We start from the raw sequence: 18,960 nt of genomic DNA, 5'->3' as shown, positions 1-18,960 counted from the left end.
ACTGTTTTATTTTTTTGTATAAGTACGACTATACCATGGAACAGGCTCACTTAATTTTTTTTCTTGTTTTAATGCTTCAGGACCAATATAATCTTGAAGTGTTTTTTTTGCTACTGTTAAAGATAAGGTTGTTTTCGGATTTCGATAGGAGGATTCAAGATGACCAAGATGCGGTAGAATTCGAAAATCTTCTTTCGTAGGAGGGATGTGGAAAAAATAATCGCCTAAACGTATAAGGACATCAGATTGTTGTTGGCTAAAACGTGGGTTTCTAGAAAAATGCAATCCTTCTTTAATTGCTTTTTTTTCAGCAATCAAACGTTCTAAAGCTGTCTTTTTTAACCAGTATAAATATTTAGGATTAGTAGCTGCTTTAGCATGACGATTCACAACGAAAATAGATTGAGCTAGTCGATTAATAGAATGTTGGTTTTGTAATTGAGATTGTGGTTGTGAAGGTTTCATATTGAATCTCCTTTCAATTTTTCATTATTATACCATAAATAAAATAGGTATTTATTATACGCAAAAAGTGATTGTATATATTTTCAATATTAAAGCAATATTGTTACAAAAAACAACTATTTTGTATAATAGTAATAGAATATGTTTTTGAAATTTGATAATGAAAGAGTGAGAAGTTTGAAAGAAATATTAAAACAACAGTATGCCATTATAGATATTGGATCTAATACAATGCGTTTAGTTATTTATGAAAAGCAAAATGGAGGTTTTTATAAAGAGATTGAAAATACGAAAGTTGTTGCTAGGTTAAGGAATTACTTAATTGATGGTGTATTGAATGAAGAGGGAATAGAAGTATTATTACAGACATTATTTCAATTTCAAGAAAGTACAAGATTCCATCAGTTGCATCATGTACTTTGTGTTGCAACAGCAACAATTAGACAGTCGGAGAATCAAGAGGAAATTAAAAAGCTTGTTGAAGGACAAACGGACTTTACTCTTAGAGTATTATCAGAGTATGAGGAAGCGCGTTACGGATACCTGGCGGTTATGAATTCTACATCGTTTTCAGAAGGAATAACGGTAGATATTGGTGGGGGAAGTACGGAAGTTACATACTTTAGAAATAGAGAGATTTTAGAGTACCATAGTTTTCCTTTTGGGGCACTTTCTTTAAAGCAACAATTTATTAAAGGTGATATTCCTACTAAAGATGAGTTAGAGGGAATGCAACAGTATTTAGAGTTTCAATTTCGAACGTTACCATGGTTAATCAATAAGAAATTGCCTCTTATTGCAATTGGTGGTAGTGCTAGGAACTTAGTAAAAATCCATCAAAATTTAATATGTTATCCTATAGCAGGATTACATTTATACAAGATGAAAGAAGAAGATGTTGAAAGTGTAAAAGAGGAATTGGAAAAATTGTCGTTCATAGAACTTCAGAAATTGGAAGGATTAGCAAAAGATCGAGCAGATACGATTATTCCAGCGGTTGAAGTATTTCATACACTTGTTCATGTTATAGAGGCACCGGCATTTGTATTAAGTAGAAAAGGGTTAAGAGAAGGTGTTTTCTATGAAGAGTTGACAAAAGATTTGGGGATTTCATATTATCCGAACGTAGTTGAAGAAAGTTTGCATTTACTATCACATGAATACGAAATGGACATGGAATTTGTTATTCAACTTATTAAACATGGAAGACTAATTTGCAAACAACTTGAGGAAATAGGGCTTATTTCTATGTCAGTAAAAGACTGGGAAGTGTTCCATCAAGCTGCGAAAGTATTTAATATAGGCAAATATATAGACGAAGAAGCAAGCCGTTTACATACGTTTTATTTATTAGCGAATAAGACAATTGATGGCATGATGCATAAAGATCGAGTAAGGCTAGCGCTTATTGCATCGTATAAATCAAAAATGTTATTTAAACAACATTTATCTCCATTTGAAGGTTGGTTTGATAAAAGCGAACAAAAAAAAATCCGCCTGTTAGGAGCTGTTTTACAATTTTCAGCTACTTTAAATGTAAGGCAACGATCGCTTATTGATACCATATCTATAACAGAAAGCGAAGAGGGATTAACGTTTAAAGTTTTATGTGAACAATCGGCATTAGCAGAAAAAGTACAAGCTGAAAAACAAAAAAAACAGTTAGAAAGAGTATTAAAAACGAATATTAATTTATTATTTGAACTAAAACATTAGGGTTGTACGGATGTCTTTACGAAAAATTTACACTTTGTAATATTGTAATTTGATAAAATGAAATTAACTAAATTATAGTAAAAAAGTTTCAAGGGGAAGTGTGAAGAGAATGGAATTATTGAAGGGGAATGCAGTAAATTTAAATGATACAGCTTATTACAATAATCGAGAGTTAAGTTGGTTAGCATTTAATGAACGTGTCTTACAAGAAGCGCAAGATGCAAATAATCCACTTTTGGAAAGATTGAAATTTATTAGTATTTTTAGTTCGAATTTAGATGAATTTTTTATGGTACGTGTAGCGGGATTAAAGGATCAAGTGAGTGCTGGATTTAATCAACCAGAAAATAAAGCTGGCTTAACACCGAAAAAGCAATTAAATAAAATTGCGATAAAAGCCCATGCACTAATGACAGTACAATATGATACATTTAAAAATTATGTATTACCAGCGCTTGAGTTAGAGGGAATTGAACGTTTAACATTCAATGATTTGACGAAAGAGCAGCGAGAATTTATAGAAGAGTATTTTGACGAGCAAATTTTTCCGGTGTTAACTCCTGTAGCTATTGATGCATATCGCCCATTTCCAATGTTATTAAACAAAAGTTTGAATTTGGCTACTCTTTTATATGATGAGAAGCAAGCAGAAGAAGAAAACAGGACGAAGTTAGGGATTGTGCAAGTTCCTTCATTACTTGAGCGCTTCATAATTTTACCGAGTGAAGGGCAAAAGCATAAATTTATTTTATTAGAAGACGTAATTAGTAGCTTTACTCATAAATTATTTACGGGATATACAGTATCATCTGTTACTCGTTTCCGTATTACACGCAATGCAGATTTAACGATTCATGAAGAAGGTGCGAGAGATTTATTAAAGGTAATTGAAAAAGAATTAAAAAAGCGTAAGTGGGGGGCTGCTGTACGTTTAGAAGTTGGGAAAGAACACATTGATGAAAGAGTATTAGCGTTATTATATGAGGTTCTGGAAGTAAAAGATGAAGATGTATATATAATGGATGGCCCATTAGATTTAACATGTTTGTTTTCTTTATATAAAAAACTAGCTCCTTTATATGAACATCTTGTATATCCAGCTCTTATTCCGCAACCGCCTCAAGATTTAGGTGATGAAGAAGATGTATTTGAAAAAGCAATTGAGCATGATATTTTATTACATCATCCTTTTGAATCATTTCAGCCGGTAGTTGATTTTGTCCGTGATGCGGCAGACGATCCGAATGTACTTGCGATTAAACAAACGTTATATCGTGTAAGTGGTGATTCACCGATTATTCAGGCGTTAAAGATAGCGGCTGAAAAGGGAAAACAAGTGACGGTATTAGTTGAATTAAAGGCAAGGTTTGATGAAGAAAACAATGTTCACTGGGCTAAAGAATTGGAACAGGCAGGCTGTCATGTTATTTACGGTGTCAGTCACTTGAAAACACATAGTAAAATTACGCTAGTTGTAAGGAGAAAAAACGGAAAAATCGAAAGGTTCGTACATCTCGGAACTGGGAACTATAATGATGCAACAGCGAAGTTATATACTGATTTTGGATATATTACATCAAGAAAAGATTTTGGGGTCGATGCAACCAATTTCTTTAATTATTTAAGTGGTTATACAACAAAGCCACATTTTCATCATTTATCGGTTGCTCCATTTGATATAAGAGAGCAATTTATGGATTTAATAGATGAAGAAATCCGTTATCATAGGCAATATGGAAATGGATATATTATCGCTAAGATGAATTCATTAACAGATAAACCGTTAATAAAAAAAATGTACGAAGCATCACAAGCTGGAGTAAAGGTAGAGCTCATTGTTCGAGGAACATGTTGCCTACGACCTGGTATTCCAAATGTAAGTGAAAATATTCGTGTAGTTAGTGTTGTTGGAAGATATTTAGAACATAGCCGTATTTATTATTTCCATCATAATGGGGAGGAGAAAATATATTTATCTTCAGCTGATTTGATGACGCGAAATATGGAGAAGCGAGTGGAAATATCTTTCCCGATATTAGATATTGAAATGAAGGCACGAATTAAGGCGATTTTACAGCTTATATTAGCTGATAATGTGAAAACACGTGAACAAAATAAAGATGGTGATTACTATTATGTTATTAATGGTAGTACAGAAGAAATTGATAGCCAAGTGAAGTTGTTTAAGATGGCGTATCAAAATACAGACGCTGAATAATGAAAAAAAGTAAAAACCTCTTATGTCCATAAGAGGTTTTTACTTTTTTCTACTCATATGCTCCAAAAATAGAAGGATGAGTAGAAACAATAGTTTTATTATAAGCGTGTAATGAGATGGCTCGTTGAGAGAATAATATTTGAAAGAATCGTTACTTTAACCTAGTAATAGTAGGGTTGCTGACATGGTCCACCGTAACAAGGATAAGGTGCTGGCGGCGGGAAAGGTGGTGGATAAGGTGGATAAAATGGTCGAGGGCCGAAAGCTAATGCTCCGCCGAGCAATCCACCAGCAATTCCAGCTAGAAAGGGAACGCCAAAAAACGGGAAGAAGCGTGAGTCGCCTACTGGACCAATAGGTGCTGAACGGACTGGAATTGGTTGATAATATGGATACATGAACATACCTCCTTTATTGGACTCACTTTTATCATATGGTAAACGAAACATGGATGAGCGCGTACAAGAAAGGATATGTAAGAAAATAGGCGAATTATTACGAATGTTGGAGTGTGAAAATTGTGATTTCAGGTTTTGACATGAAACGAAATGGGACACGTGTTCTTCCGAGGCCTCGATTGACATAGAGAGTTAAATCCTGCATCGTATAGAAGCCTTCAATATAGTCTTTGGCGAGTGATGGTGTAATAATAGCCCCTAAAAAAGGAATTTGTACTTGTCCGCCATGGCTATGACCAGAAAGTTGCAAGTTGATTGGATATTTGGAAATTTGCGGCGCGATATCTGGCTCGTGAACAAGAACGATGTTATAAGTATTTTGCCGTGCATGTTGTAATGTTTTCTCTATTTTTGGTTTGCCTAGTAGTATATCATCGAGACCGAAAATAGAAATTTCACTATTATCCATTAGACGAATTCTTTTTTTACTATTTAGCAATAGTTCAAATCCTGATTCACGCATGATGTGCTCATAGTATTCAGTTCCATATCCACCGTGATCATGGTTACCATAAATAGCGAATTTACCGAAGGGGGCTTGTATATTTTTTAAAATGGACGCGACAAAAGGAGTGTCAGTATACGTTTGATAATTATCAATGAGATCTCCGGTAAAAAGGACAATATCTGGATTTACAGCATTAATTTTAGAAACAACTTGAGATAAATGTTGAAGCGAGAAATAGTATCCGAGATGTAAATCGCTGAATTGAAGAATTTTCATACCATGAAAACTTTTTGGGATGAGTTGTGATTTTAATGTGTGCTGTGTAAAAGAAATGAAATGGGGTTCTATATATTTAGCATAGTAGTATCCGATGCCACTGGTTATAAATGAATAGAGACAAGTACGCATACCAATTTTTAAAAAATTTCTTCTTGTAATGTGCGTCATAAAAATATGAGTATACCTCAATGTTTTTATTCCATTTACAGGCTACTCAAATCTCCTTTCAGTTTATTTAAAAATATACTTTACATAATAAAAAATTAGTATAGATTACGAAAAAAATGAATAAAAAGAAAGTTCTTTACATTAAAATATCAGAAAAGTTTAAAAATATAAAGATTTCTATTAAATAAAGTGATAAAATGAATGTGTATTCATTTTTTTGGAGGGGATGTATGTGAAAGAAAAGGTAGTTATTATAACAGGTGGATCGAGTGGAATGGGAAAAGGAATGGCGACTCGCTTTGCAAAAGAAGGGGCACGAGTTGTTATTACAGGACGTACAAAAGAAAAACTAGAGGAAACAAAGTTGGAAATTGAACAATTTCCAGGGCAAGTATTACCTGTACAAATGGATGTAAGAAATACGGATGACATTCAGAAAATGATTGAACAGATTGATGAGAAGTTTGGTCGAATTGATGTTTTAATAAATAATGCAGCTGGAAACTTTATTTGTCCAGCAGAAGATTTATCCGTGAATGGCTGGAATTCGGTCATTAATATTGTATTAAACGGTACATTTTACTGTAGCCATGCTGTCGGAAAATATTGGATTGAAAAAGGTATAAAAGGGAATATCATTAACATGGTAGCAACATATGCATGGGATGCAGGTCCAGGAGTTATTCATTCGGCTGCAGCGAAGGCAGGAGTATTAGCGATGACGAAGACGCTCGCTGTTGAGTGGGGACGTAAATATGGAATACGAGTTAACGCTATCGCTCCAGGACCAATTGAACGTACGGGCGGTGCTGATAAATTATGGATTTCAGAAGAAATGGCTAAGCGTACGATACAAAGTGTTCCGCTTGGAAGGCTGGGTACGCCAGAAGAAATCGCTGGTCTAGCTTATTATTTATGCTCAGATGAAGCTGCGTACATAAATGGAACTTGCATGACAATGGATGGAGGACAACATTTACATCAATATCCATTTTAAAAGGGATAAAAAAATGAATGTTTGATTCATTTTTTTACGGTTAAATGTGACGGAATTGTGACATATGAAAGAAAAGTGTTTACAAGAGGTCATATATACGTTATATTTAAGACCTCTTTTTTCTTCATAGTAGAATTGCTAATTCCCCTTAGCATTTTACCCCTCTAATCCCTTCAGGAAAACTGAAGGGATTTTTTATTATTTTTCCGTAAATATCATGTTATAATTTTTGAAAAGTAAAGGGAGGGAAGCACGTTGATAGATGCATTAGATGTAATGAGTAACTTGGATAAAGTCCTTCCTTATTATCAAGCTATTTTTAGTGCTGATGAGCATACTGTAATTGGATATGAAGTAGTAGGACGTATTCAAACAGAAGAGGGCATACAAAGTTTAGCTTCTTTCTTTCACGATGATTCGATTCCAAGTGAATTTCAACTGGAAGCGGATAATATTATAGTAGAAAAAGCTTTAAATCGTTATTTAGAAAGCGATCAAAAATTATTATTATTTATACATCGGAATGCTAATGTATTAATGAATGATGATGATGAAAGCTTGCTTCAACTTTTATTGAGGTATGAAGAACAAGGTTTAAATTTAAAACAAATTGTTTTAGAGATTACAGAGCATGAATGTAAAGAAGATATAGAGCAATTTAATCATTTGCTTATGTATTATCGTACATATGGTATTCAAATTTCGATTAATAAAGTCGGAACGGGTACAAGTAATTTAGAGCGTATTAGCGTGTTAGCACCTGATATTTTAAAAGTAGATTTAACGAACTTAAGGCAAACAGCACTTTTACAATCTTATCAAGATATTTTATATTCTTTATCATTACTTGCTAGAAGAATTGGTGCAACTTTATTATATGAAGAAATAGATGCTTTTTATCAACTGCAATATGCTTGGAAGAACGGTGGAAGATATTATCAAGGTAATTATTTAAAAGAATGTTTACCTGATTTTATTGAAACGAATGTTTTGAAAGAGCGACTAGGTAATGAATGTCATCAGTTTATTCAGCATGAAAAGAAGAAGTTACAAAAAATTTATAATTTAACAGAGATGTTACGCGATCGCATTGGCGATGTTTTATCAAAACAAAAAAAGAATGAAGATATAAATGATTGGTTATTACAATTTAGTCAAAGTGTATCACAGTGTAGTTTTCGTATATTTATTTGTAATGAAGATGGTTTCCAACAATCAGGAAATGTTATGAAAAAAGATGGAGAATGGATTGTGATGCCGGATTATTATATGAAGAACTGGAGCTGGCGCCCGTATTTTCTCGAGAATATAATGAAAATGCGTTTTGAGAATAAGGCGAGGCTTTCAGATTTATATGCAGATATTGAAACGGGAGAAATGGTACGAACATTTTCTTTCCCGATTGATGATGACAACTTTTTATTTATAGATTTATCTTATGAATATTTATATGAAGAAGATGTTTTATTTTAATGCACGAAGAGATTCGTGCATTTTTTGTTTGTTTTTATCATAAATTGGTAATAGTGAAAATGGTGATGAAAATGCTGTCTATCGTTGTAAAGATTTTACGAACGAAATCTGTCCTTTCTTTGCATAATCATTGTTACAATGAATACTACAAAGACAAGTTCTTTTAAAAGGAAGGTGAAAAAATGAGGAAATATGGAATATGGCTTGTTCTATTTGTATGTGTTGCCTTTCTAGTTGGTTATAGTGTTACGACTGTTTTAGGAAAAGAGGAAGTGGAAGTCGATCGGAAAGAAGTATTTACAACGATACAAAAAGGCTATGAAACCCAGTTTTCAATTCGTGGGAAGCATTTGCCGATGAATAAGATGATAGAGACGTTATCACCGTATTTTACAGATAATTTCCTTCAAGTATTTACAGATGAAAATAGCAGAAGTGATAAACAAAGTGGTGAATATTTACTTCCGGCAAAAGAAGCACCGTTTTCTTTTAATTCAGAAACGAAAATGTCGTATGATGAAGAACATAAAAATTTATATGTATACGAGCGGACAAAAAGTGGACAATATCAAATTGTAACATTGAAAAGGGATCAAGATAAATGGAAGTTAGCAGGATATCATGAAAGTCAGGAACTTTTAACTGAAATAAAAAGATTGCAACAATTATAAAGTGAAACTTTTAATTAGTGGGAGTTTTACTACCTACAAACAGCGGGATAAGAATAGGAATAGGTATTTACCTATTCCTATTCCTATTCTATATTGAGTAGTTGTTGTAACTTTTCAATTTGAAAACCTGCAACTACTTCGCCATCAATTACGACTGTTGGAGTTGAATAGGAATCATAGTCGTTTAAAAGACGATTGCGAGCAGCAGCGTCTTTTTTTACGTCAAATTCTTCATATGCAACGTTATTATGCTTCAAAAATTCTTTTACAATAACACATGGCGGACAATTGGGTTGTGTATAAACCTCAATTTTTTTCATTGTAATTCCTCCTTTTTTCTGTTTTTTATTATATTCTTCCAGTATAAAAACCGCAATAATGAAGGAGAAATATGTTCTTTCTGTTTTTTCCTTCGCATTTCGACAAATTTTTAGTTGAGTTTCTGGCCAATAACCTTTATCCTAGAGTGTGGAACATTTTTTCTGTTATGACGGATAGAATGAGTATAGCTGTAAAACCTATTGGTAGGAAGATCAGAGAAAGGAGAGATTTCATGTCTCTACTCCAAGGAATTTTAACTCGACTTGTTAGTCTACAAGAACAAGCTGAAAGCGGTGAAGTAGCACAACGCTATTTTGAAGTGAACGGTGAGCGCAAATGTAGCGTGAAATTTTTCGATAAAAGTGAAATGTATGAGTTAGAAGTGTATCAACAAGGTGAAAAACCTCAAGTATATCAATTCGATAATATCGACATGGTTGCAATTGAGATTTACGATATCATTTCTTGATACATATAAAAAAGGTACTGCCACATGGCAGTACCTTTTTTAGTTCTATTACTTTCTAGCATAATGTATAGAAGTTTTTTATTTTTCCTACAATGGTATTAAAATGAAAATTTAATCCGTGCAAGTTTGCTTATCCATGTGGATAATTAGTCCCGTCAACCGGGTGAATATGTGAAGCTAAACTTCTCACTATCGCTGGGTTTTGCAAATAGCGGGAGAAATATAACTAGGAGGTTATCGTATGGAACGTTTACCAGTTGTGATTTGTCCTAATTGTCAAAGTTCTGCTGAGATTATTCATGTATTAACGGCTCAATCTAATCAAAATGTAATTTATACGTGCCAAGTTTGTCACTTTGTAATTCGAAATATTGAAACGAATAAAGGATAGGAAGTTATAATTTTAGTTTTTGTCCCATACAATGAGAATACGAAAAGTCTGTCTAATTGAAAGGACGTGACTCTATGGACGGTGCACATAAATTTTACAATGTTTCAGAGAGACATTTAAATTTTGATATGGTCTTTAACCGTATTTGTAGTTTCATTGAAAAGGATCCGCGAAATTTGTATCGATTATCCATTGGGACAGACTCGCAAGCGCATCAAAAGGATACGAGGTTTATTACAGCAATCCATATTCATCGTGTTGGAAAAGGTGCCTGGGGTTGTTTACACCATAAATCAGTAAAAGATAAGCCAGCGACCTTACGTGAGAAAATATATTTAGAAACGCAGTTTAGTCAAGAAATCGCATGTCTATTTACGCCTACTCATATACAAACAATATGGGAGTTATTGCATCCTTATGCTCAAGATGGGGCTGGATTCATAATGGAAATTCATTTAGACATTGGGAATGATGGCTTAACAAAAGAATTTATTTTAGATATGACAGAAAAAATTCGAGCGATGGGATTAACTGCAAAAATTAAGCCGGATGCTTATGCGGCGTTTAGCTATGCAAATCGATATACGAAATGATTTTTTTGTATGTGTACGATTGTTACATATCTTTAAACGAAAACTGAATATTACATCTATTAAATAGGTTGAATTTTTTATATAATAAGAGTAACGATGCGAGTGTAAGGAGAGGGGTATATGCAAAGGGAAGTTGTTTTAACGAAGGAAGAAGAAAGTTTACTACTAGATATTTTATTTCAGCAAAATTACGCAAGTGAAATTTTAGCTGTGGAACTTACAGATATTGAGAATGGTTTGAAACAGACAGATGTGATGCAATATAAAAAAATCACAAGGTTATTTTACAGATTAAAAAATAAAGGGTATTAAGCGCTACCGGAATGGTAGTCTTTTTTTTGTGCGGTATGCTAAAATAGCTGTGTGATTGTATTTTTATTGAAATAAATTTAGGACAAAATAATAATATGAAAACGCTGTCATAAAATGTGAATAGAGTTGTGAACATAAGCAGGAAAAAGGGAAAATGGGGGATGTAATATGATTAGTATTCCGAAAGACGAATTTCAACAAATTCTTGTGAAGGATTTAATGATTTCATCGGAAAAAGTAGCTCATGTCCAAATTGGAAATAGTTTAGAACATGCTTTACTCGTCCTTGTAAAATCTGGATATTCAGCGATACCTGTCTTAGATCCAATGTATAAACTACATGGTTTGATTAGTACTGCCATGATATTAGATGGTATGTTAGGATTAGAACGTATTGAGTTTGAAAGGCTCGATGATATGAAAGTAGAGCAGGTGATGAAAGAAGATATACCTGTTCTTAAATTAGACGATTCATTTGCAAAGGCTTTAGAAATGACAATTGATCATCCTTTTATTTGCGCTGTTAATGAAGAAGGCTATTTTGAGGGGATTTTAACACGTCGGGCTATTTTAAAATTGTTGAATAAGAAAGTAAGGCAACATAATCGATAAAGTGAAAAAAGTGACTTCATAGAAACGAAGAAGTCACTTTTTTTTCGTGCATATCACTTGTGTATGTATTATATTTAAAAAGACATAAAACATAAGGAAAGTTTGTGCTGGACAATTGTATTTTCTGAATGAAAGCATTCGGGTAAATTAAGGATGAAAAGCTTATTGAAATAAGGTGTATGGAAGCTAAGGAAAGAGGGAGAAAGTTGCAAATTGATGATTTTCAAATGATGGTTGTGTTAGCTCAGGAATCAAATATGAGAAAAGCGGCGGAACGTTTATTTGTTTCCCAACCTGCGCTGAGTCAACGATTACAATCTATGGAGAAACAATGGGGAATGAAGTTTTTTATTCGCTCACAAAAAGGATTGACAATTACACCTGAAGGGGAAAAAGTTGCAAATTATGCCAAAGAAATGTTGCAAAGGGAAGAAGATATAAAAAGTGAGCTGGCTGTTTTCAGAACGGAAACTCATGGAACGTTAAAAATAGCTGTTGCATCAGTTATTGGTCAATATTGGCTCCCTCCTGTTTTGAAAAAGTTTGTGCATAAATATCCTTCTGTAAAGATATCGCTGTTTACTGGATGGAGTAGTGAAGTGCAAAAGCAGTTTTATGAAGGAGACGTGCATGTTGCTATACTGAGGGGAACACAAGAATATAAAGGTCAGAAGCAACAATTATTTGAAGATGAACTGTATTTAGTTGATAAAGAAATAAAAGATATTTCGATGTTAAAAGAAACAAATAGACCGTTCATTCAATTTAAAAGTGACTCGACTTATTATGGACAAATACAAAATTGGTGGTATGGTTTATTTTCTAATCCGCCTAAGCGAACGATTGTAGTTGACCAAATTGAAACATGTAAACAACTTGTTTTAAATGGTATAGGTTATGCCCTTTTACCTTCTACTGTTTTAAAGGAAGTACAGGAAAATATGTATAAAACACCTGTTCAACTGACGAGAGAAACATGGTTGTTAACAAGTGACTCGGCAAGGCAGTTGAAGCAAGTACAAGCATTTTTAGAAATTATAGAAGAAATTCAAAGGGGAAAATAAGATTATTATCTTGCTACTCGCTCTTTCGTTTGGTAGAGTAACATTATAAATGGATTTAGGAGGCAACAAGAATGAAAATGATGGACGCTAACGAAATTATTTCGTTTATTCAAAAAAGTGAAAAGAAAACTCCTGTAAAGGTATACATAAAAGGGGATTTAAAAGAAGTAACATTCCCTGAAACAGTACAAGCATTTGTGAATAAAAAATCAGGTGTATTATTCGGAGAATGGTCTGAAATTAAGACAATTCTTGATGAGAATAATAAGCACATCGTTGACTACGTTGTAGAAAACGATCGTCGTAATTCTGCAATCCCAATGCTTGATTTAAAAGGTATTAAAGCTCGCATCGAGCCAGGTGCTATTATTCGTGACCATGTTGAAATTGGTGACAACGCTGTAATTATGATGAATGCAACAATTAACATTGGTGCTGTAATTGGTGAAGGTTCTATGATCGACATGAACGCAGTACTTGGTGGACGTGCAACAGTCGGTAAAAACTGTCACGTAGGTGCAGGTGCTGTACTTGCAGGTGTTATTGAGCCACCTTCTGCAAAACCAGTTATCGTTGAAGATGATGTAGTAATCGGTGCAAATGTAGTTGTTTTAGAGGGTGTTACAGTAGGTAAAGGTGCAGTTGTAGCAGCGGGAGCTGTTGTAACAGAAGATGTGCCTCCATACACAGTTGTTGCAGGTACTCCAGCACGTGTAATTAAAGAAATTGATGAGAAGACAAAAGCAAAAACAGAAATTAAACAAGAGCTTCGTCAATTAAACCCAGAGAAATAAAAAGTAAAAAAAGCGTAAGAGCGTAAATGGGCTCTTACGCTTTTTATAGATAGAGGTGCAAAAATGACAGTAAGCAAATTTGTCCAAATTCGTAGAGATCTACATAGAATTCCAGAAATCGGATTTAAGGAATGGAAAACACAACAGTATATTTTAGATTATATAGGAACACTTTCTCATGAATTTGTGGAAGTGAAGACATGGAAAACGGGTGTAATCGTTAAAGTAAATGGAAAAAATCCCGAAAAAATAATAGGTTATCGTGCAGATATAGACGGTTTACCAATTACAGAGGAAACTGGATACGAGTTTGCTTCTATTCATGAAGGAATGATGCATGCATGTGGCCATGATGTACATACAACAATCGGTTTAGGCCTTCTAACGAAAGCTGTGAGCGAAAGAATAGATGATGACCTTGTATTTCTATTCCAGCCAGCAGAAGAAGGACCAGGCGGTGCTCTTCCTATGTTAGAAAGTGAAGAGTTAAAAGAATGGAAACCAAATATAATTCTTGGTCTTCATATTGCACCAGAATACGCTGTGGGGACAATTGCAACGAAAGAAGGACTGTTATTTGCCAATACTTCAGAATTATATATTGATTTAAAAGGGAAAGGTGGCCATGCTGCCTATCCACATACTGCAAATGACATGATTGTTGCAGCGAGTCATCTTGTTACACAGCTTCAATCCGTTATTAGTCGCAATGTAAATCCTCTTGATAGTGCAGTAATTACAATCGGGAAAATTACTGGTGGTACGGTTCAAAATATTATTGCAGAAAAATCTCGTTTAGAAGGAACGATTCGAACATTATCAGTGGAATCAATGAAGCGTGTGAAAAGCAGAATTGAGTCAATTGTTGCAGGTATCGAAGCTTCTTTCCAGTGTGAGGCGATTATAGATTACGGAGCAATGTATCATCAAGTATATAACCATGAAGAGTTAACGAGAGAGTTTATGGAATTTGTACATAAACAAACTGATATGAATGTTATTACATGTACTGAGGCAATGACGGGTGAAGATTTTGGTTATATGCTTCGAGAAATCCCTGGATTTATGTTTTGGCTTGGAGTAAATTCAGAATATGGTTTACATCATGCAAAATTAAAACCAGACGAAGAAGTGATTGAAAAGGCAATTACATTTTTAAGCCAATATGTAAAGTGGAAAGGGAATAGAAAATAAAACTTCCACTTTCTTGAAGGTTCCAAAAAACTTTTTGTTCTGAGGTGTAAGTAACGCTCGTATAGATTGATTTTAGACATTGACATACAAATGGAAGAATTAAAGTTAATTGTACTGTTTTAATAATGAGCAGGGGGGTTAGCCACTGCTCATTATTAATTATTTGACTAACTTATATATGTTTACTTTTAGTATGAAAAGTGTGTAAAATCAATGTGAAACATAGAAAAAAGGGTGGGGAATTACGTGCAAATTAGCAGTGCGATTTTATGTTTCGTCTTATATGCGTACGTTATTATTGCGGCGGTTTATTTTGGGATAAGTTTTTATGCCTATCGTCTAGTAGATAATAATGAATATGACGAAACATACAAATGGGTGAAGAGATATTTATCACCTGTACTAGAAATTATGAATGGGTTTGTGCTCTTTTTATTTATTGGATTAATTGCTTTTTCAACGAGTTTAGTAGGGAATAAAACTACGTTATTTGTATTGGGTATCATTATTTTTATGTTGTTAGGAATAAGGATTGGTAATACGGTCTTTTGGAATGAAAGAAAAGTAGATGGTTGGACGGGAATGTTAATTCCGTGCATGTTAGCTGCAATCGTGACAAATATAGAGCATGAATATTATCAATTACATTTTTGGCTTATTATCGTTTTAACAATTCTTTCTGTTTTGTATATAAGCACAGTAGTACTAACATATATTGCACATGAAAAAGGAGATGTTAAAGGCACTCGTTTCTTTAGAGGACGGGCATTATTTTGGAGTGTGCCGACGATGGTAGTTATCGCGCTTATTGCGATATTAGTAAATGGATATCAATTTTCTAATTGGCAACTATTTTTAGGAAATTGGTGGATCTTTATCTTTTCGTTTATTGCTTTTTTAGGTGCAACGCATTATTTATTCCATCAACATCATTACATATGGGCGTTGTTATTTGCATTCACACAGCTTCTATTTGCCTTTTTTGGTCAAGAAACATTATTATTCGTTTTTGAAACATTTAGTTCTTTTGGAAATATATTTGTATTTGCTATGCTACTTGTTGGTATCGCTTTTTACTTGCAACAATATTTTTATATACAAAAACAAAAATAAGAGCTAATTACAGTTTTTGTGACGCATATAAAGTGTGTTACACTGAAAATAAATAGTACTTGAAGTTATTGGAGGAATTCCCGTGGGTGAGAAAGAAAAAGAATTTGCTGTCATTGGACTTGGTCGCTTTGGTGGAAGTATTTGCCGAGAATTAGCTCAATTAGGAATGGAAGTAATGGCAATCGATTCAGATGAGGATAAAATTAATGAATTTGCAAATATAGCTTCGCATGCTGTAATTGCAGATTCAACAGATGAGATGGTATTAAAAAGCCTTGGTATTCGAAATTTTGATCACGTAGTCGTTGCTATTGGAGATAATTTAAATTCAAGTATTTTAACGACTTTGATTTTGAAAGAGTTGGGTGTAAAAAATATTACTGTAAAAGCTCAAAATGATTATCATGAAAAAGTGTTAAGTAAAATAGGTGCAGATCATATTGTGCATCCAGAACGTGATATGGGAAAAAGGATTGCTAATAATATTGCATCAAGCAATGTGCTAGACTACCTTGAGCTTTCAGATGAGCATAGTATTGTAGAGATTATTGCGAATAAAAAAATTGATGGGCACTCTTTAATTGAATTAGATATTCGTGCGAAGTTTGGATTGAATATTGTAGCAATTAAACGAGGCAAAGAAGTTATCGTATCCCCTCGAGCTACGGAGAATATTCAAGCAGGAGATATATTAATTGTCATTGGTCATGACGATGAAGTGGATCGATTTAAACACTTTTTAAGATAAGAGAAAAGAAAAGGACAATGCCTTCATGGCATTGTCCTTTTTCTTATATTTCCATAATGATTGGTAAAATCATTGGACGGCGTTTCGTTTTCTCATATAGGAATGGAGCTAATGTGTCTGTAATTTCATTTTTAATTTCAGACCATTGTGTTGTTTTACGCTCCATTACTTTTTCTAAATGAGTTGTAATTAATGTTTGTGCATCATTGATTAAATCGCTACTTTCACGCATGTAAACGAAACCGCGTGAGATGATATCAGGTCCTGCTGCAACTTTAAATTCTTTCATATCAATGCTTACAACTACAATTACAAGTCCTTCTTCAGAAAGGATACGACGATCGCGTAATACGATATTGCCAATATCTCCAATACCGTTTCCATCAATGTAGACCGAACCAGATGGGATTTTTCCAGCTACGCTAGCTTCATCCGAACGTAAAGCAAGAACATCGCCATTATCCATAATGAAGCAATTTTCTTCAGGGATGCCACAATCATTTGCTATGTTCATGTGCATACGCTGCATACGATATTCACCATGAATTGGCATGAAGTACTTCGGTTTAATTAGACGTAACATTAACTTTTGTTCTTCTTGTCCACCGTGTCCACTTGTATGGATATTTGAAAGTTTCCCATGAATTACATCAGCGCCAGCGCGGTACAACATGTTAATTGTACGACTTACGCTAATTGTATTTCCTGGAATTGGTGAAGAAGAGAAAACAACTGTATCTCCAGGAATAATTTGAATTTGGCGGTGTGTACCGTTTGCAATACGTGAAAGTGCTGCCATCGGTTCACCTTGACTACCTGTACATAAAATAACAACTTTATTAGCTGGTAAGCGGTTTAGTTGAGATGCATCTATGAATGTATCTTTCGGGCAACGAATATAACCAAGGTTTTGTCCAATTTCAATCGCTGCTTCCATACTTCGACCAAACACAGCTACTTTACGGTTGTTTTCAACAGCAGCTTCAACAACTTGTTGTAAGCGGTGAATATTTGATGCAAAGGTTGCGAATATAATCCGTCCTTCTACTTTACGGAAAATGTCTTGAATGCTATCACCAACGCGACGCTCAGACATAGTAAAGTTTGGAACTTCACTGTTCGTACTATCAGATAATAGACATAGTACGCCATCTTTACCGATTTCAGCCATTTTTGTTAAATCAGCTGGTTCACCAACTGGTGTGAAGTCAAATTTGAAGTCACCTGTATGAACGACTTGACCTTGAGGTGTTTTCACAACAACGCCGTACGAATCTGGAATACTGTGAGTTGTACGGAAGAAGGATACAGACGTTTTTTTGAATTTAATAACGTCATCTTCTTGAATCTCGTAAAGTTTTGCTTTACGAAGTAAGCCGTGTTCTTCTAGTTTGTTTTTGATGAGTGCAATTGCTAATTTTCCGCCGTAAATTGGAATGTTCACTTGACGTAATAGGTAAGGGATTCCGCCGATATGATCTTCGTGACCATGTGTAATGAATAACCCTTTAATTTTATCTTCGTTTCGCACAAAATAAGTGTAGTCTGGTATTACATAATCGATTCCGAGAAGTTCGTCCTCTGGAAATTTAATTCCAGCATCAATTATAATAATTTCATCTTGAAATTGAACAGCGTATGTATTTTTACCGATTTCACCAAGCCCACCGAGAGCAAATACAGCAACTTGGTCGTTTTTTAGAAATTTCATATCGCTATACGATTTCCGCTAATGTTAAATCAGCGTTTTCTTTTTCATATTCAAGATGAGCGCCAGTAACAGACTGAACAAACTCGATATTATATGCGAACTTATTTAATTTTGTACGAACATCCTTTTCAGACGTAGCCTCTAAATATAAAACTTTTGTATTTTCACGTACTGGAACCTCAGTTAATTTTTCTTGATAAAATACTTTAAAAATCATTTGGAAAACCTCTCCTTGTCTATGTTTTGCATTATCTGTTACTTATTATAAAGCAAACAGTCACGATTTTCATGTTTTTTCGAATGAGAATGAAGAAAAAGCCCGAAATGGGCACAATTTAAGCGACTGTCTTTTTACGGACTAGACCATTTAAATAACGCTTGAGCTTTTTCTTCAGCTTCTTCAGCATGATTACTCCTTCCTTTCCTTATTTTAAACATGCCTATTACTAGTGAAAACTCTATCTCTGATATAAGAGATAGGACAAAAGTGAATGGTGAATCTTGTCCTTTCCCATACAGTGAAAGTTATTCTATAGTAACGATTAGTAGCCGTTAGTTATAGGTATAGTATGAGGAAGAATGGAAAAGAAAATTCATACGAACAAGTATCCACATGTTTTACTAATATATATATGCAAAGTTTACAAATAAGGTCAGAAAGGGAACGCTTTCTTCACAGATGTTTAATATGTTATACTTTTTTTTAGAATTTGAAAAGTGATATTCAAAATAGGAATATAGAGTG

The 18,960-nt window shown here is 34.0% G+C and carries 21 protein-coding genes; 15 read left to right on the top strand and 6 right to left on the bottom strand.

The features are described from left to right. Window positions 1–6: 6 nt before the first annotated feature. Window positions 7–465 (bottom strand): YkyB family protein, encoded by a 459-nt coding sequence (locus tag C3Y97_RS20190; RefSeq protein ID WP_000804864.1) that lies wholly within the window; start codon window positions 463–465, stop codon window positions 7–9. Window positions 466–606: 141 nt separating this feature from the next. On the opposite strand from C3Y97_RS20190, the gene C3Y97_RS20185 reads away from it, so the two are divergent. Both C3Y97_RS20185 and C3Y97_RS20180 read left to right on the top strand, forming a co-directional pair. Further along, window positions 607–2,181, top strand: a complete 1,575-nt coding sequence (locus tag C3Y97_RS20185; protein ID WP_002198132.1) for a Ppx/GppA family phosphatase — start codon at window positions 607–609, stop codon at window positions 2,179–2,181. A gap of 109 nt (window positions 2,182–2,290) precedes the next feature. After that, window positions 2,291–4,399 (top strand): polyphosphate kinase, encoded by a 2,109-nt coding sequence (locus tag C3Y97_RS20180; protein ID WP_000421678.1) that lies wholly within the window; start codon window positions 2,291–2,293, stop codon window positions 4,397–4,399. Between the two features lie 161 nt (window positions 4,400–4,560). Here the strand turns inward: C3Y97_RS20180 and C3Y97_RS20175 are convergent, their stop codons facing one another. Next, window positions 4,561–4,797, bottom strand: a complete 237-nt coding sequence (locus tag C3Y97_RS20175) for a hypothetical protein (protein WP_000283738.1) — start codon at window positions 4,795–4,797, stop codon at window positions 4,561–4,563. A 97-nt stretch (window positions 4,798–4,894) separates the two neighbouring features. After that, window positions 4,895–5,752, bottom strand: coding sequence for a metallophosphoesterase (locus tag C3Y97_RS20170; RefSeq protein ID WP_002026257.1), 858 nt, complete (start codon window positions 5,750–5,752; stop codon window positions 4,895–4,897). Window positions 5,753–5,984: 232 nt separating this feature from the next. Here C3Y97_RS20170 and fadH point away from each other — a divergent pair, with 232 nt between their 5' ends. The 3 genes from fadH (at window position 5,985) to C3Y97_RS20155 (ending at window position 8,893) form a co-directional block, all read left to right on the top strand. Further along, window positions 5,985–6,749, top strand: a complete 765-nt coding sequence (fadH, locus tag C3Y97_RS20165; RefSeq protein ID WP_000660913.1) for a 2,4-dienoyl-CoA reductase — start codon at window positions 5,985–5,987, stop codon at window positions 6,747–6,749. A 255-nt stretch (window positions 6,750–7,004) separates the two neighbouring features. Beyond that, window positions 7,005–8,222: an EAL domain-containing protein gene (locus C3Y97_RS20160; RefSeq protein ID WP_000564306.1), complete on the top strand. Its 1,218-nt coding sequence runs from the start codon at window positions 7,005–7,007 to the stop codon at window positions 8,220–8,222. 182 nt (window positions 8,223–8,404) lie between these two features. Then, window positions 8,405–8,893 (top strand): DUF3993 domain-containing protein, encoded by a 489-nt coding sequence (locus tag C3Y97_RS20155; RefSeq protein WP_001233804.1) that lies wholly within the window; start codon window positions 8,405–8,407, stop codon window positions 8,891–8,893. An 83-nt stretch (window positions 8,894–8,976) separates the two neighbouring features. Here the strand turns inward: C3Y97_RS20155 and C3Y97_RS20150 are convergent, their stop codons facing one another. Further along, a complete protein-coding gene (locus C3Y97_RS20150) occupies window positions 8,977–9,213 on the bottom strand; it encodes a glutaredoxin family protein (protein WP_098910970.1) in 237 nt (78 codons plus the stop codon). Window positions 9,214–9,446: 233 nt separating this feature from the next. Between C3Y97_RS20150 and C3Y97_RS20145 the strand changes: the two genes are divergently transcribed. From C3Y97_RS20145 to C3Y97_RS20105, 10 genes are all read left to right on the top strand, one after another. Beyond that, complete coding sequence (locus C3Y97_RS20145) at window positions 9,447–9,683, top strand: YkuJ family protein (RefSeq protein WP_000055151.1); 237 nt, start codon at window positions 9,447–9,449, stop codon at window positions 9,681–9,683. A 241-nt stretch (window positions 9,684–9,924) separates the two neighbouring features. Beyond that, entirely contained in the window at window positions 9,925–10,074 is a 150-nt protein-coding gene (locus C3Y97_RS27900) for a hypothetical protein (protein ID WP_000440540.1), read from the top strand. Window positions 10,075–10,148: 74 nt separating this feature from the next. Next, on the top strand, window positions 10,149–10,667 hold the full coding sequence (locus tag C3Y97_RS20140) for a ribonuclease H-like YkuK family protein (RefSeq protein WP_000348488.1): 519 nt from the start codon (window positions 10,149–10,151) through the stop codon (window positions 10,665–10,667). Between the two features lie 120 nt (window positions 10,668–10,787). Continuing rightward, the gene (gene abbA, locus C3Y97_RS20135; protein ID WP_001188692.1) at window positions 10,788–10,979 is read left to right on the top strand and encodes an antirepressor AbbA; all 192 of its coding nucleotides are present in this window, start codon (window positions 10,788–10,790) and stop codon (window positions 10,977–10,979) included. Window positions 10,980–11,147: 168 nt separating this feature from the next. Next, on the top strand, window positions 11,148–11,591 hold the full coding sequence (cbpB, locus tag C3Y97_RS20130; RefSeq protein WP_000623579.1) for a cyclic-di-AMP-binding protein CbpB: 444 nt from the start codon (window positions 11,148–11,150) through the stop codon (window positions 11,589–11,591). 179 nt (window positions 11,592–11,770) lie between these two features. Then, window positions 11,771–12,655, top strand: a complete 885-nt coding sequence (locus C3Y97_RS20125) for a transcriptional regulator CcpC (RefSeq protein ID WP_002026259.1) — start codon at window positions 11,771–11,773, stop codon at window positions 12,653–12,655. A 71-nt stretch (window positions 12,656–12,726) separates the two neighbouring features. Continuing rightward, entirely contained in the window at window positions 12,727–13,449 is a 723-nt protein-coding gene (gene dapD, locus C3Y97_RS20120) for a 2,3,4,5-tetrahydropyridine-2,6-dicarboxylate N-acetyltransferase (protein WP_000783241.1), read from the top strand. A 63-nt stretch (window positions 13,450–13,512) separates the two neighbouring features. Beyond that, window positions 13,513–14,643: an N-acetyldiaminopimelate deacetylase gene (locus C3Y97_RS20115; RefSeq protein WP_000218672.1), complete on the top strand. Its 1,131-nt coding sequence runs from the start codon at window positions 13,513–13,515 to the stop codon at window positions 14,641–14,643. 246 nt (window positions 14,644–14,889) lie between these two features. Then, window positions 14,890–15,756 carry a cytochrome C oxidase assembly protein gene (locus C3Y97_RS20110; protein WP_136363618.1) on the top strand — a complete coding sequence of 289 codons (867 nt, stop codon included), beginning with the start codon at window positions 14,890–14,892 and terminating at the stop codon, window positions 15,754–15,756. A gap of 82 nt (window positions 15,757–15,838) precedes the next feature. Further along, window positions 15,839–16,504 carry a potassium channel family protein gene (locus C3Y97_RS20105; RefSeq protein WP_000504032.1) on the top strand — a complete coding sequence of 222 codons (666 nt, stop codon included), beginning with the start codon at window positions 15,839–15,841 and terminating at the stop codon, window positions 16,502–16,504. 43 nt (window positions 16,505–16,547) lie between these two features. Here the strand turns inward: C3Y97_RS20105 and rnjA are convergent, their stop codons facing one another. Together rnjA and C3Y97_RS20095 are read right to left on the bottom strand one after the other, a co-directional pair. Continuing rightward, window positions 16,548–18,215, bottom strand: a complete 1,668-nt coding sequence (gene rnjA / locus C3Y97_RS20100) for a ribonuclease J1 (RefSeq protein ID WP_000670377.1) — start codon at window positions 18,213–18,215, stop codon at window positions 16,548–16,550. 4 nt (window positions 18,216–18,219) lie between these two features. Further along, the gene (locus tag C3Y97_RS20095) at window positions 18,220–18,432 is read right to left on the bottom strand and encodes a DNA-dependent RNA polymerase subunit epsilon (RefSeq protein WP_000576435.1); all 213 of its coding nucleotides are present in this window, start codon (window positions 18,430–18,432) and stop codon (window positions 18,220–18,222) included. Window positions 18,433–18,960: the final 528 nt, after the last annotated feature.

Origin of the sequence: Bacillus sp. DU-106 (genome assembly GCF_004799705.1) — a bacterium.
GTDB lineage: Bacteria > Bacillota > Bacilli > Bacillales > Bacillaceae_G > Bacillus_A > Bacillus_A cereus.
The sequence above is the reverse complement of the archived record's forward strand: the minus strand, read 5'-3'. Positions and strand labels throughout refer to the sequence as shown.

Coding starts and splice junctions, on each gene's coding strand:
- C3Y97_RS20145 (WP_000055151.1), top strand. CDS start 9,447: ATGTCTCTACTCCAAGGAATTTTAACTCGACTTGTTAGTCTACAAGAA.
- C3Y97_RS27900 (WP_000440540.1), top strand. CDS start 9,925: ATGGAACGTTTACCAGTTGTGATTTGTCCTAATTGTCAAAGTTCTGCT.
- C3Y97_RS20185 (WP_002198132.1), top strand. CDS start 607: ATGTTTTTGAAATTTGATAATGAAAGAGTGAGAAGTTTGAAAGAAATA.
- abbA (WP_001188692.1), top strand. CDS start 10,788: ATGCAAAGGGAAGTTGTTTTAACGAAGGAAGAAGAAAGTTTACTACTA.
- C3Y97_RS20150 (WP_098910970.1), bottom strand. CDS start 9,213: ATGAAAAAAATTGAGGTTTATACACAACCCAATTGTCCGCCATGTGTT.
- C3Y97_RS20095 (WP_000576435.1), bottom strand. CDS start 18,432: ATGATTTTTAAAGTATTTTATCAAGAAAAATTAACTGAGGTTCCAGTA.
- C3Y97_RS20175 (WP_000283738.1), bottom strand. CDS start 4,797: ATGTATCCATATTATCAACCAATTCCAGTCCGTTCAGCACCTATTGGT.
- C3Y97_RS20190 (WP_000804864.1), bottom strand. CDS start 465: ATGAAACCTTCACAACCACAATCTCAATTACAAAACCAACATTCTATT.
- cbpB (WP_000623579.1), top strand. CDS start 11,148: ATGATTAGTATTCCGAAAGACGAATTTCAACAAATTCTTGTGAAGGAT.
- C3Y97_RS20125 (WP_002026259.1), top strand. CDS start 11,771: ATGGAAGCTAAGGAAAGAGGGAGAAAGTTGCAAATTGATGATTTTCAA.
- C3Y97_RS20170 (WP_002026257.1), bottom strand. CDS start 5,752: ATGACGCACATTACAAGAAGAAATTTTTTAAAAATTGGTATGCGTACT.
- C3Y97_RS20115 (WP_000218672.1), top strand. CDS start 13,513: ATGACAGTAAGCAAATTTGTCCAAATTCGTAGAGATCTACATAGAATT.
- rnjA (WP_000670377.1), bottom strand. CDS start 18,215: ATGAAATTTCTAAAAAACGACCAAGTTGCTGTATTTGCTCTCGGTGGG.
- C3Y97_RS20155 (WP_001233804.1), top strand. CDS start 8,405: ATGAGGAAATATGGAATATGGCTTGTTCTATTTGTATGTGTTGCCTTT.
- C3Y97_RS20140 (WP_000348488.1), top strand. CDS start 10,149: ATGGACGGTGCACATAAATTTTACAATGTTTCAGAGAGACATTTAAAT.
- C3Y97_RS20180 (WP_000421678.1), top strand. CDS start 2,291: ATGGAATTATTGAAGGGGAATGCAGTAAATTTAAATGATACAGCTTAT.
- dapD (WP_000783241.1), top strand. CDS start 12,727: ATGAAAATGATGGACGCTAACGAAATTATTTCGTTTATTCAAAAAAGT.